Origin of the sequence: Caulobacter sp. SSI4214, from assembly GCF_012184455.1 — a bacterium.
Lineage (GTDB): Bacteria > Pseudomonadota > Alphaproteobacteria > Caulobacterales > Caulobacteraceae > Caulobacter > Caulobacter vibrioides_E.
The window spans coordinates 1-12,681 of record NZ_SZWJ01000024.1; the positions used below are offsets into that span (position 1 = coordinate 1).

The following is a 12,681-nucleotide window of genomic DNA, read 5'->3' on the forward strand; positions in this document are numbered from 1 at the left end:
GCGCGGCAGCTCATGGCGACGCGCCACGTCGATCAGGGCGTCCTCGGTGATCTCGTGCGTGGGCGCGATCGGCTGGAGATGCATCATCACCGCCAGTTGCTCGATGCGGCGCGGCTGCTCCAGGTGCGCGACCTCGGCCTCGAGCAGGCGTTTGCGCACGCCCTCGTCGTCGATTTCCTGCTGGATATGGCCGATTTCCTGACGCTCGCGCCAGGCGAAGGTCTTGGCCAGATAGACGCTGGTCACGAGGGTCAGCAGGATTCCGAGGCCCGCCACCTCGACGACGCGAAACCCGCGAATACGACGATTGAAGACGCCCGAGAGGCTCACGCGGCGCCCTCCCAGACGGACGCCGGCGTCCGCACCGCGGCGCGCAGCTTGGACGAGCGCGCGCGCGGATTGGCGGCCAGCTCGGCCTCGCCCGGCGCGATGGCCTTGTTGGAGATCAGCTGGAAGCTGGGCGCGGCGCCGGCGGCCACCGGCGGGGCGTGACGCGACCCCCCGGGCGTCTTGCCCGCGCGTTCGGCCAGGAACGCCTTGACGATGCGGTCTTCGAGGGAATGGAACGTCACGACCACCAGGCGGCCGCCCGGCTTCAGCACCCGCTCGGCGGCGGCGAGCCCCGCCTCCAGCTCGGCCAGCTCGTCATTGACCGCGATCCGCAGCCCCTGGAACGAACGGGTGGCCGGATGGACCTTGGCGCCCTTGCGGCCGCCGACCGCGCGTTCGATCACCTCGGCCAGGTCCAGCGTATGGGAAAACGGCCGCTCCTCGCGGCGACGGACGATGAAGCTGGCGATGCGGCGCGAGGCGTGCTCCTCGCCATAGACATAGAGGATCCGCGCCAGCTCGGCCTGGTCCAGCGTGTTGACCAGATCGGCGGCGGTCGGCCCCGTATCGCCCATCCGCATGTCCAGCGGCCCGTCGCGCATGAAGGAAAAGCCGCGCTCGGCCTGGTCCAGCTGCATCGACGAAACGCCGAGATCCAGCATCACCCCGTCGACGCTAGCCGGACCCAGTTCGTCCAACATTTCTGAAAAGCGGGCCTGGACCAGACGGAACCGATCGGCCGGCAGGTCTTCCGCGAACCGCCGGACGGTCGGATCGCGATCGAAGGCGACAACCCGGGCGCCGGTCGCGAGCACGGCGCGCGTATAGCCGCCCGCCCCGAACGTGCCGTCGACCACCAGATCGCCAGGCTTGGCGTCCAGAGCCTCGACGACTTCGTCGAGCAGCACCGAGACGTGCGGCGCGGCGCTCACGACGCGCTTCCGAACTTGGCTACGCGTTGCTGCGCCCGCAGCGCGGCAAGCCCTTCCCGCGCCAGGTCGCGCTGCGCCGCGCGATGGGCCTGGAAGGCCTCGCGCGACCAGATCTGAAAACGCTCGCCCATGCCGACGACGGCCACCCAATCCGTGAGGCCGCACATTTCGCACAGGTGGTCGGGGAGCGTAATGCGACCAGCTGTATCAAACGACAGCTTGGACATGCCGCCCAGCACGCTGGTCTCCAGCGCCGAGCGCGTCGGGTCGCCGAAGGGGATCTCCTCGATCACCGCCAGGTAACGATCGAACAAGGCTTTTCCGCCAGCTTCCAGACAATCGGCCTCGATAGAGGGGAAGCAGAAGATCCCATCGAACATGCCAGACACGGCCGCGCGGAATTCCTGCGGCACAACGATGCGCCGCTTGCTGTCGAGCTGTTTCTCGAACGTCGAGAGAAACACGAAAGCCGAACCCCGCCAGACCCAAGCCGGTCGACGAGCCACCACACCCCGCCCCGACGCGAATTGGGTTAACATGGGATGAATTGGGATACAATGACACTTCGGGGAATTCCCTCAGAATTCCAAAGTTATGCCGGCATTCTTTAACGACCGTGACAGTCCATCCACAGAACATACATGGAACACATTAAGCTTGATGGATCTTCGGTGTCAGTTAGTCCCATTCCGGGTCTTTCCGCGCGGCCGCGCGGCGAGGATCATCCTCCGCGCACGAGGGACCAGATGATCTGTAAGCCGGGTTCTGTTCCGCCTCCGGAGAGGCGGCGACGATCATTCCTCTAGGCCGGCCATTGCTGGACGGCTCTCGCGACCTACCCGGATCCTCTCGGCCAGTGACGGCCTAGTCGACGCGAGGCCGACGCGGGATCCCTATTCGGTCTTGCTCCAGGCGGGGCTTGCCATGCCGTCCCTGTCGCCAGGTCCGCGGTGGGCTCTTACCCCACCCTTTCACCCTTACCGCCCGCGAACGGGAGGCGGTTTGCTTTCTGTGGCGCTATCCCTGGGATCGCTCCCGGTGGGCGTTACCCACCGCCTTGTCACCGTGGAGCCCGGACTTTCCTCGGCGTCCGAAGACGACGCGACCGCCCGACCATCTGGTCCGGGACGGTGTTTGACGGGGTGTTTTCCAAACGTCAACAAACATCCAACTTCCCCGGCGAATGCCGGGGCCCAGATTCATCCCGGGCGTCTGGGGTTCTTGCGCTAGTAGACAGCGCCAAACCCATCGAGGATCGCTGGCTCGACCTGGGCCCCGGCATTGGCTTCGCCGCACTGACGTGTCGCCGGGGAAATCGGGTTAAGAAAGATCCCGCATCAACCCCGCGATCGGATGCTCGCCCAGCCCCTTCGCCGCGCCCAGGCGGTCGGCGTGGTTCTTGTTCTGCGAGAGCTTGAAGGTCCCTTCCAGCCGCTCGACGAACAGCCGCCCGCCCATGACCCCGTTCAATAGGGCCTCGAACTTGCCGGCCTTCATCTTGTCGCGGGTCCAGGGCGTCTTCGGCGAGAGACGCGCCTCCTCCTGGGCCGACAGGTCGTCGAGCAGCGCGATCAGTTCGGCCTCGTTCAGCGGGGCCACCGAGCCCTCGGCCTCGACCGACTGGTAGTTCCAGGTCGGGACCTGATCGGCGCTCTCGTACCAGTCGGGGCTGACATAGGCGTCGAGGCCGGTCGCCAGGACCACCGCGCGGAAGCCTTGCGTCAGATGCGGCGTCAGGACGTTGCCGCGCGACAGGTGGAAGTCGAGCGCGATCTCACTGTCCAGCTCGCGGATCACGACCGGCGACTGGGCGACCATCGGCCGGCCGCCGACGCTGGCGGCGATCGTCACGAACGGATGGGCCCGCAGGAAGCCCAGCAGGACCGCGCGGTCCTCGACATGGAAGGCCTTGCCGGGATGCATCAGTCGGCCGCCGCGCGCAGCAGACCGACCAGCCGCGCCCGCGTCTCGCCGTCGGCGACGCCGTCGAAGCGGCTCTGCAGCCAGTGGCGCTGGAAGGCGGCGACGATGGTCGTGGTCCATTCGTCGTACTTGCCTGTCGGGGCGCAATCGAAGCCCAGACGCGTCAGGCCCGCTTGCAGCGCGAAGACGCCGGTCCCCTCCTCGCCCTGGCCCAGCGGCGCGCCGGGCGACGGCGCCGGCTCGATCCACAGGCCATGGCCGCTTTCGGCCAGGCGCTTCCAGGGAAAGAGCTCGCCCGGATCGATCTTGCGCGCCGGGGCGATATCGGAGTGGCCGAGGATGCGGCTGTCGGGGATCATCCAGCGCGAGCGCACGTCGGCCAGCAGGTTGATCACCGCGGCGATCTGGGCGTCCGGGAACGGGCGATAGCCGAACTCGTGGCCGGGATTGACGATCTCGATGCCGATGGAGGCCGAGTTGATGTCCTTGACGCCCTTCCAGAAGGCGGCGCCGGCGTGCCAGGCGCGGCGCTCCTCGGGCACGAGACGGAAGACGCGGCCGTCCTCCTCGACACAGTAGTGGGCGCTGACCTTGGCCTCGGGGTCGCGCAGCCGCTCTATGGCCGCCTCGCCGGTCTCCATGCCGGTGTAGTGCAGCACCACGGTGTCGGGGACAGCCTTCCGCGCGTCGAAGTTCGGCGACGGGGCCTCGATGAAGGACAGGCTCATAGGGCGCGATTCCGGATCGACATCAGCAGTGGCATGACCTGATTCCGCCGCAGCGCGATGATCAGAACGCCGATCAGCGCCAGCGAAGCGCCGATCCCCATGCGCAGATCGAAGTGGTCGTGGGTGACCACCACGCCCATGCCGATCGTAAGGAGCGGCGTCATCAGGGTCAGCGGCGCGATCAGGTTGGCCTCGTAGCGCTGGATCAGCCCGTAATAGGCCGTGTGGGCCAGGACCGAAACCACCAGGGCCGAGAACACCACCGCCCCGACGAAAAGCCATCCGGCGTGCAGGCCGGCCGCCACCTGCCCCGGCTCCATCAGCGCGCTCATCAGCCCCAGCGGCCACAAGGATGAAAAGCCGACCCAGGCCTGGAACTGCAGCGGTTTGACGCCCTCGATCTGCTTCATCATCACCGCGCCCAGCGAGCCCGTGAAGGCTGCGGCGACGATCAGCCAGAGGCCGGGCGACAGCTCGAAGCCGTGCGGGCTCCACATCACCACCACCGCGCCCAGCAGGGTCAGGGCGATGCCGACGCCGCGTCGCCAGCGGATCTTTTCGCCCAGCATCAGCACCGACAGCACGGTGGTGAACGGCACGCCCAGCTGGATCACCACCGCCGCCGCCGAGGGCGACGCGGTCTGGAATCCCATGAACAGCAGCGCGAAATTGCCGCCGCCCATCAACAGGCCCACCAGAACCATCCGCCAGGTCGGCCGGGGCGCGGGCAACAGCCAAGGCAGGGTGATCGCCGCGACCAGGGCGAAGCGAACGGCGGCGTAGTACAGCGGCGGCACGCCCCACTGGGCGACCACCAACTTGGAGACGATGTTGCTGCCGGCCCAGGCCAGGCAGATCAGGATCAGAAGGCCGAAGTCGCGCAGAGACATAAACCACCGCTTAAGCCGCCGCCCCCTCCGTATGCAATCAAAACCCGCGCGCCGTCACCCAACCCGGGGCGCGATCGCGGTTGACGTTCGGTCAAAACGGTCGTTTTGTTCCTAAACAATGTTCACCTATCGCCACGACGGATCAACCGCGGGCGTCGAACCGGGCGGAAATCATATGGAACACGTGGACGTGCTGATTGTCGGCGCCGGGCTTTCGGGGATCGGCGCGGCCTATCATCTGAAAAAGCACTGCCCTGCCAAGACGTACGCCATCCTGGAGGGACGGGAGGCGATTGGCGGGACCTGGGATCTTTTCCGTTATCCCGGCATCCGCTCCGACAGCGACATGTACACCCTGGGCTACAGCTTCAAGCCCTGGAAGGCCGCCAAGGCCATCGCCGACGGCCCGTCCATTCTGAGCTATGTCCGCGAGACCGCGCGCGAGCATGACGTCGATCGCCACATCCGCTTCAGGCACATGGTCAAGCGCGCCAGCTGGTCCAGCGAAACGGCGACCTGGACCGTCGAGGCCGAGCACGACGGCCGTATCGTCAAGTTCAGCTGCGGCTTCCTCTACATGTGCGCGGGCTATTACCGCTATTCGGCGGGCTACACGCCCGACTTCGCCGGGACCGAGCGCTTCAAGGGCCGGATCGTCCATCCGCAACATTGGCCGCAAGACCTAGACTACACCGGCAAGCAGGTCGTGGTGATCGGCAGCGGCGCCACGGCGGTCACCCTGGTGCCGGAAATGGCCAAGACCGCCGCCCACGTGGTCATGCTGCAGCGCTCGCCGACCTATGTGGTCTCGCGCCCGGCCGAGGACGGGATCGCCAACTGGCTGCGGTCCAAGCTTCCCGCCATGACCGCCTACGGCATCACGCGCTGGAAGAACGTGCTGATGCAGATGCTGTTCTTCAACATGGCGCGAAAGAAGCCCGAGAAGGTCAAGCAGCGCCTGCTGGACATGCTGCGCGAGCATCTGGGTCCCGACTACGACATCGCCACTCACTTCACGCCTCGGTACAATCCATGGGACCAGCGCCTGTGCCTGGTGCCCGACGCGGACCTGTTCGATTCGCTGAAGACCGGAAGGAGCTCGGTGGTCACCGACCACATCGAAGCCTTCACCGAGACCGGCATCCAGCTGAAGTCGGGCAAGGCCCTGGACGCCGACGTGATCGTCACCGCCACGGGCCTGCAACTGCAACTGGTCGGCGGCATGGAGATCGTCATCGACGGCAAGCCGGCCGATCTGTCCCGCGCGATGAGCTACAAGGGCATGATGTTCAGCGACGCGCCGAACATGGCCTCGGTCTTCGGCTACACCAACGCCAGCTGGACGCTCAAGGCGGACCTGACCAGCGAATATGTCTGCCGTCTGCTGAACCACATGGACCGCGTCGGGGCCGACTACTGCGTCCCGCGCGTGGACGATCCCGACATGGAGGTCGAGCCGTGGCTGGACTTCTCGTCCGGCTACATCACCCGCTCGATCGGCCAGTTCCCCAAGCAGGGCGCGCGCAAGCCTTGGAAGGCCCACCAGAACTACGCCCTGGACCTTGTGACCCTGCGCTACGGCAAGGTCGACGACGGCGTGATGGAATTTGGGCGCAAGACGGGGGCTAATGCGACGTCCCTGAAAGCAGCCGCCTAAAACCCTTAAGCTCGCGGCGGGTATCGCCAGACCAACCTTGTTTCGTAAGGAGATCGCGCCTCGCCGCTCGCGGCGAGGCGCGATGGAGACGCTGAGTCAGGCGTCGAGCTTTTCAAGCGTCACGGGTAGCCGCCGTAGTTGGCACATGGCGTGATTATCGATCCAGTCGTCGATGTCGCCAGCCGCGCGCACCTCGATCCTCTCGGTGATCATGGCGTCGATAAGGCTCCTGGCCGCCAGGCTCGCCACGAAACGCCCGGGGCAGATGTGGGCGCCCCCGCCAAACGTTGTCGAACCCTGCTGCGGCCGGTTCAGATCAAATCGATCGGGATTCACGAAAGCTTCAGGATCGCGGTTGGCGGCCGCCCACATCATCAGGACCCGCGTGCCGGCCGGAATGATCAAGCCATCGTAAACCAGATCGGCGCTGAGGATCCGATTGAGATGGATGACCGGCGGCTCCAGCCGCAGGCACTCCACAACGGCGGCCGCGACCTTTTCCGGCTCGGCGCGCAATTGGGTCATCACTTCAGGATGATCCAGCAGCGTGCGGACCGTATTCGCGATAGCCAACGCGGCCGTGTGGAAGCCGTCAAAAAGATTGCCGGCGAGGAACGCTCCGACGGTCTTGGGGACATAGCCGCCATAGTCGAGATCGTCAGCGATATCGATGGCCGCGAGATCGTGCGCTATCGCCGTGACGAACGGGCAACGCCCCGCCTCAAGGGCTCGCTGCCCACTCCCTTCCACAAGCGCGCGGTAGGCCTTGGCCGCGGCGTCGGCCTCGCGAATGCCCTCCCAATCCATCCGCAGGAACAGCATCGGCGTCATCCTGCGAGCCTGGACGGCCGCGGCGAGCGCGTCCTGGTCGCTCATGCCGATCAGACCGCCCCAGTAAAGACCGATCAGGGGCTCCGCGATTTGTTCGACCAGATCAACGGCCTGGTTCAAGGGCAAGCCTTCCAGGATTCGTGTGGCGAGCGCGCGCGCGACGTCGGTGCGCGCGGCCGTCGGCTTGGGCCCGATCTGGTTGAGGAGCACCTTGCGCAAGCTCGCGTTGAGCTCGCCATTGGCGCCGAAGAGCTGGTTCTTGATCAGATCGGCGATGGCGAAGCCCACGGGCTTCTCCTCTGGCAGCTCGGCTGTGAGCACGCCCGGAAAAACCTGATTGGGGGCCATGGCCGCCAGCTCCGGCTTAGCGGCCATGGCGCGCAGGTCAGCGTGGCGGAACACGACCAAGGCCCCGGTGTCGCTTTTCAGAAAGCGAGGCGCGCCGGGCTCGAACACCTGGGCGCAGAACCTGCGGAACGCGATCCGTCCTCCGTCATAGCCGTAGTCCGCCAGGGTCGGCAGCGCCTCGACCTCCAAAACCGTCGGCTGACGCCCTGCAACCTCGCTAGTCATGAGATACTCCCGGGATCCGAGGTCCTTCGTCGTCCGGCAACGGCGCCGACGCCCCTTCGCGCCGAGCATAACGATAGTAATAACTATCTCAATAGCGTTTCGCGCTTTCTTGAGAACGTCCGGCCTCACGGCGCTACGATCGCGGGGAACCACCCGGCCCAGCGCATGGCCCGTCGATGTCCGTAATCGTTCGCGCGACGACCTACCCGCGCTTGCGCTTCACAAACCGCAGCGCCGTGTGCGTGGACGAGAACGCGCACACCTTGGTGTCCGTAAACCCAAGGCCCCGCACCGCCTCCAGGATTTCGACGTCCTTCAGCGGCGCGCCCTTGCCCTTCCGCGCCACGACCCAGACCGCGCCCTTGGCCGCCAGGGCGCCCGCCCAGTCCTCCAGCCGGTCGAAATCCGCCAGGTCCTCGGCGCCGAGGAAGAGAAGGTCGACCCCCTCCTCCGCCTCGTCCAGAGCGACTCGGGTTTCCAGTTCGGCGATGAACGCCTCGTCCTCGACGCCGTCGACCACCACCGTCATGCCGGGCTTCACGCCCAGCTTGTCGAGGCGCGAGGGCGGGTTGAGGATGGCGTGGACCCACTTCTCGGCCTGGCCCGCCTCCAGCGTGAAGCGCGTGCCGTCGCTGAGCACTAGGTCGTCGCCCTCGGCCCGCGCGTTCTTCAAGGCGTGGCCCTGATAGATGCCGCGATAGGCGCCGCGAAAGATCAGCTTCGGCGGCTCCCAGAGGAGCTTGCCCTCGCTTTCGCCGTCGGACAGCTGGCCCCAGACGCCGCTGGCTTCCTTGCCCATGACCTCAGGCGCCCTTGAACACCGGAGCGCGCTTTTCGAGGATCGCGTCGACGCCTTCCATATGGTCCTCGGTGTGGTGGGCGATGGCCTGGGCGGCGGCGCTCATCTCCATCAGGGTGTCGTAGCTGGCGTTTTGGCCGTGCTTGAGCAGGCTCTTGGCCATGCGTAGGGCGTGCGGCGGCTGCTGGGCGATCCGCTCGGCCAGGGCCAGGGCCTCGCCCATCAGGTCGGCGTGCGGCACGGCCTTGCTGATCAGGCCCCACTCGGCCGCCTTGGCCGCGTCGATGACGTCGCCGGTGAACAACAGCTCGGCCGCCCGGCTCATGCCGATCGTGCGCGGCATCAGCCAGGCGCCGCCGTCGCCGGGAATCAAGCCCAGCTTCAGGAACGTCACGCCGAACTTGGCGGTGTCGGCGGCGATTCGGATGTCCGTCATGCAGGCCACGTCGCAACCCAGGCCGATCGCCGCGCCATTGACCGCCGCGATCGACGGGACCTCCAGGCCGTAGATGGCGCGGACGATGCGGTGGATGTTCTTGCGATAGCCGTCGCGCACCGCCACCCCGTTGCCGCCGAAAGCCCCCTCGCGGGCCTTCATCGCCTTGACGTCGCCGCCGGCCGAGAAGGCCCGGCCCGCCCCGGTCAGGACCACGCAGCGGATGTCCTGGTCGTCATTGATCGCCTCGCAGGCCGCGGCCACCTGGTCGCCATCGCCGGGCGCGCCCAGGGCGTTCATCGCTTCCGGCCGATTCAAGGTGAGAATGGCGACGTGGCCGCGCTTTTCGACGAGAATCAAAGACAATGGGCGCTCCTGCTGATGCTTATTACTGTTATGGATCCATACTCCGCTTCGGCTTCCCGCGCAGCCAGTCGAAATCAGATCAACCCACGCGATAGTAGGGATCACGAAAACGCGACTGGCGCGCCGCTCCCTGGCGACATTGAAATGAGTTCGGGACGAGAGAGAAGGCTGCGGCGGATGACCGAGCACGCTAAGGCCCGCCATGTGTTGATTATCGAGGACGAAATCCTCATCGCGTTTGAAGTCGAGGCCCTTTTGGCGGAACAGGGCTTCACCAGTTTCGATATCGCCGACAGCCCCGGCGACGCCTTGGCCTTGGCCTTGGCCAATCCTCCGGACCTGATCACCGCCGACTACCGCATCGTGGGGGGCACGGGGGTCGAGGCCGTCGAGGCCATCCAGCGTCAACTGGGCTCCATTCCCGTCGTGTATGTGACGGGAAATTCCGACCTTGTGCAGGACCGCCTGCGGCCGATCGTCGGCAAGCCAATCTCGCCACGCATCCTGGCCGAGGCCTGCGCCCAGGCGCTGATGGCTTGAGTTGTACCGGCGCGGCTCCCTCCGCTAGACTCGAGGGACGGGAGTACGCGATGCACGAGATCACCACGGTCGACGCCTTGGAAGCGCTCTACCAGCCGCTTCCCGCCCCGGCCTCGACCGTCAAGGTCACCGACCATATCACCCCGCACTACGCCGCGCTGATAAAGGCTTCTCCCTTCGTGGCGCTGGCCACGGCGGGTCCCGAGGGCCTGGATTGCAGCCCGCGCGGCGACCTGCCGGGTTTCGTCCGCATCGAGGATGCCCGGACGTTGATCCTGCCCGACCGGCGCGGCAACAACCGCATCGACTCGCTGCGCAACGTCATCCGCGATCCGCGCGTGGCCCTGCTGTTCCTGATCCCAGGCTCGGGCACGACCTTCCGCGTCAACGGCCGCGCGGTCATCAGCGCCGATCCGGCGTTGTTGGAAAGCTTCGCCGTGGATGGCAAGGCGCCGCGCACCGCGATGATCGTCACGGTCGAGGAAGCCTATTTCCAATGCGCCCGCGCCATCGCGCGCTCGGGCCTCTGGAACCCCGAGACCCACATCGATCCCAAGTCCCTGCCCACGCCCGGCGCCATGCTGGCGGCGGTCACGGCCGGCGAGGTCGGCGGCGACACCTACGACCGCGAATGGCCCGGACGCGCGGCCAAGACGATGTGGTGAAGGGGCAGCTAGGCAGGCGTCCGCTGAGGGTGGAAACCTGCGCCTCACTACCCTAGCGTGACCGCAATTTAGCGACAGCCGGAAGATAGATGGTGGGCAGAGGAGTTCGACCAGTCACCCGAGAGGGTTTGGAAAGCTTATCGGATGGAGCTCTGAACGCGTACATTGCCGACACGAGAACTCGCATCGCCATGATGACAAAGGCTACGCTTCGAAGGTCATATCAGAACCAGCTGAGGATGGCCGAGGAGGTGAAGGCAACACGACGGGGTTAAGGTCGGCAACGGGTGGACACAAGAACTTTACCGACGCCGCCAAAGCGTCTCGCCAATAGGCATTGTTCGGCCATTCTCGAATTTCGGCCGCGTGCCGTGTAACAAACGGCTCAGGCCGTAGAGCCCAGCCGACGTTGCCCATGAAATGGGAACTGTGACGAGTGAGGCGAACTCGCGATGGGCAAGAAATACACCCACTCTAGCCAAGCCGATCAGGACACAGAACCCAGCCAAGATGACGAACCATTTCTCAGCCAGCCAAAGCGCTAATCGCAAATTTTGAGGCATATAGTCCCGCCGGTGTAGCTCGTCAGCTATCGCGCTGACGTTGCCTTAGAATCAGAACTCCGACAGCAGACCTGCCCAACGCTTCCAACGGCTCGAAAACCGACCCTTCCCCCGCAAACAAAAGCGGCCCTGGGCTCCCCACCCAAGGCCGCTTGAAACACATCAGTCGCCGAAGCCGCCGTCAGTCGTCGCGGTGGACGCGTTCGCGGCGTTCGTGGCGTTCCTGGGCTTCCAGGCTGAGCGTCGCCGTCGGGCGAGCGTCCAGCCGGGCCAGGCCGATCGGCTCGCCCGTCTCCTCGCAGTAGCCATAGGAGCCGTCCTCGACTCGGCGCAGGGCCTGGTCGATCTTGGAGATCAGCTTCCGTTGACGATCGCGGGTGCGGAGCTCAAGAGCCCGATCGGTTTCCGAGGACGCGCGATCGGCGAGATCGGCGTGATTCTCGGTTTCCTTCTGGAGGTGGGAGACCGTTTCGCGCGATTCGCGAAGGATCTCTTCTTTCCAGGCCAGCAGCTTGTTCTTGAAGTACTCAAGCTGCCGGTCGTTCATAAAAGGCTCGTCCTCGGAAGGACGGTACTCAGACTTATCGACTAGAACAGTGGCCGTTTGCATCAACGCCTCACGCCCCAATGAACTCAGCCTTCGAGGGCTGCGTGCTTATAGCAAAAGGTGAGCCGCATTCAATGAACCTCGCGTGAGCGGCGCGTTCAGGTCGCGCGACCCGCGCGGCGGCTCGAAGACCGCGGCGGCGACGGATATAAAACGCGCGAACGCGCCAAGCGTGGCGGAGGCGAACGACGATCTTGTTCGCCGCCCCGCCCATGTCAGCTGTTCCGCGCCTGAAGCTTGGCCAGCTCGACGGCGGCCCGAGTCTCGATCTCGTTGAGCACCCCTTCGAGTCGGGGGTCGTCGGTCGCGTCGCGCTGCTCGCGGACGGCGCGGGTCAAGCGATCCAGGGCGCTCGGCGAGATCTCGCCGTCGATCAGCGCGATCCGCACCTCGCCCAGGATGTCGAGAATATTGTCGGCGCGGCGCACCGCCCGCTTGCGGCGCTCCAGCGGGCCGCCGACGGTTTCCATCTGTTGCAGCGCCAGCAGCGCGTCCACCGAGCCGACGCCCGTCAGACCGCCGACGGCCGCCGTGCTGGCCGCGCCGCTGGCGGCATTCACGGACGGAAGCGAAAAGCCCGACGCCCCGCCGGCGGGCCTGGCCCGCGACGCGCCGGTCGCCCCCACGCCTCCCGTGCTGGAAACCTTCATCCGACAGCTCCAATAAGCCTACGCGCGCGAGTCACGCTTCCCGCGCCTTGGATCACATTAGTCCGCCATCCGCTTGAAGTATGGTTAATGCCGGGCAGAATCTGCCGTTCGGCGCCGGGCGGCCCGGCGGCCAATCGGGAATCCCTTGAGTCACAAGGCCCTAGCCCACCGGGAAGAACTGGCCCGCTTCT

Annotated in this window: 14 protein-coding genes and 1 other RNA gene; 3 read left to right on the plus strand and 12 right to left on the minus strand. The window is 66.0% G+C overall.

Going from position 1 to position 12,681, the window contains the following annotated elements:
• The 7 genes from FCU40_RS09340 to FCU40_RS09370 form a co-directional block, all read right to left on the minus strand.
• Positions 1-330, minus strand: a 330-nt coding sequence (locus tag FCU40_RS09340) for a cell division protein (protein ID WP_168074539.1), incomplete at its 3' end; no start/stop codon positions are given.
• The gene (gene rsmH, locus FCU40_RS09345) at positions 327-1,262 is read right to left on the minus strand and encodes a 16S rRNA (cytosine(1402)-N(4))-methyltransferase RsmH (RefSeq protein ID WP_168074540.1); all 936 of its coding nucleotides are present in this window, start codon (positions 1,260-1,262) and stop codon (positions 327-329) included. The genes FCU40_RS09340 and rsmH, both read right to left, overlap by 4 nt.
• The gene (locus FCU40_RS09350) at positions 1,259-1,726 is read right to left on the minus strand and encodes a division/cell wall cluster transcriptional repressor MraZ (protein WP_168074541.1); all 468 of its coding nucleotides are present in this window, start codon (positions 1,724-1,726) and stop codon (positions 1,259-1,261) included. The genes rsmH and FCU40_RS09350 overlap by 4 nt, the downstream gene beginning before the upstream one ends.
• A 274-nt stretch (positions 1,727-2,000) precedes the next feature.
• Positions 2,001-2,383, minus strand: an RNA gene (gene rnpB / locus FCU40_RS09355) — RNase P RNA component class A.
• Between the two features lie 199 nt (positions 2,384-2,582).
• Positions 2,583-3,185 carry an FMN-binding negative transcriptional regulator gene (locus tag FCU40_RS09360; RefSeq protein WP_168074542.1) on the minus strand — a complete coding sequence of 201 codons (603 nt, stop codon included), beginning with the start codon at positions 3,183-3,185 and terminating at the stop codon, positions 2,583-2,585.
• The gene (locus tag FCU40_RS09365) at positions 3,185-3,913 is read right to left on the minus strand and encodes an N-acetylmuramoyl-L-alanine amidase (protein WP_004623238.1); all 729 of its coding nucleotides are present in this window, start codon (positions 3,911-3,913) and stop codon (positions 3,185-3,187) included. Before FCU40_RS09365 ends, FCU40_RS09360 begins: the two co-directional genes overlap by 1 nt.
• Positions 3,910-4,803, minus strand: a complete 894-nt coding sequence (locus tag FCU40_RS09370) for a DMT family transporter (RefSeq protein ID WP_004623236.1) — start codon at positions 4,801-4,803, stop codon at positions 3,910-3,912. Before FCU40_RS09370 ends, FCU40_RS09365 begins: the two co-directional genes overlap by 4 nt.
• Positions 4,804-4,978: 175 nt before the next feature.
• On the opposite strand from FCU40_RS09370, the gene FCU40_RS09375 reads away from it, so the two are divergent.
• Positions 4,979-6,460, plus strand: coding sequence for an NAD(P)/FAD-dependent oxidoreductase (locus FCU40_RS09375; RefSeq protein ID WP_168074544.1), 1,482 nt, complete (start codon positions 4,979-4,981; stop codon positions 6,458-6,460).
• 96 nt (positions 6,461-6,556) lie between these two features.
• On the opposite strand, the gene FCU40_RS09380 is transcribed toward FCU40_RS09375, so the two are convergent.
• The 3 genes from FCU40_RS09380 to FCU40_RS09390 all read right to left on the minus strand — a co-directional run bounded on the left by FCU40_RS09380 (position 6,557) and on the right by FCU40_RS09390 (position 9,465).
• Positions 6,557-7,864, minus strand: coding sequence for a cytochrome P450 (locus tag FCU40_RS09380; protein ID WP_168074546.1), 1,308 nt, complete (start codon positions 7,862-7,864; stop codon positions 6,557-6,559).
• Between the two features lie 202 nt (positions 7,865-8,066).
• Entirely contained in the window at positions 8,067-8,663 is a 597-nt protein-coding gene (locus tag FCU40_RS09385; RefSeq protein WP_168074548.1) for a DUF3052 family protein, read from the minus strand.
• Positions 8,664-8,667: 4 nt separating this feature from the next.
• Positions 8,668-9,465 (minus strand): crotonase/enoyl-CoA hydratase family protein, encoded by a 798-nt coding sequence (locus FCU40_RS09390; RefSeq protein ID WP_004623228.1) that lies wholly within the window; start codon positions 9,463-9,465, stop codon positions 8,668-8,670.
• Positions 9,466-9,642: 177 nt separating this feature from the next.
• Here FCU40_RS09390 and FCU40_RS09395 point away from each other — a divergent pair, with 177 nt between their 5' ends.
• Both FCU40_RS09395 and FCU40_RS09400 read left to right on the plus strand, forming a co-directional pair.
• Entirely contained in the window at positions 9,643-10,005 is a 363-nt protein-coding gene (locus tag FCU40_RS09395; protein WP_004623225.1) for a response regulator, read from the plus strand.
• Positions 10,006-10,055: 50 nt separating this feature from the next.
• Positions 10,056-10,670 carry a pyridoxamine 5'-phosphate oxidase family protein gene (locus FCU40_RS09400; RefSeq protein WP_168074550.1) on the plus strand — a complete coding sequence of 205 codons (615 nt, stop codon included), beginning with the start codon at positions 10,056-10,058 and terminating at the stop codon, positions 10,668-10,670.
• Between the two features lie 744 nt (positions 10,671-11,414).
• On the opposite strand, the gene dksA is transcribed toward FCU40_RS09400, so the two are convergent.
• Both dksA and FCU40_RS09410 read right to left on the minus strand, forming a co-directional pair.
• On the minus strand, positions 11,415-11,843 hold the full coding sequence (gene dksA, locus FCU40_RS09405) for an RNA polymerase-binding protein DksA (RefSeq protein ID WP_004623221.1): 429 nt from the start codon (positions 11,841-11,843) through the stop codon (positions 11,415-11,417).
• Positions 11,844-12,055: 212 nt separating this feature from the next.
• On the minus strand, positions 12,056-12,490 hold the full coding sequence (locus tag FCU40_RS09410; RefSeq protein ID WP_004623220.1) for a flagellar assembly protein FliX: 435 nt from the start codon (positions 12,488-12,490) through the stop codon (positions 12,056-12,058).
• Between the last annotated feature and the right edge of the window lie 191 nt (positions 12,491-12,681).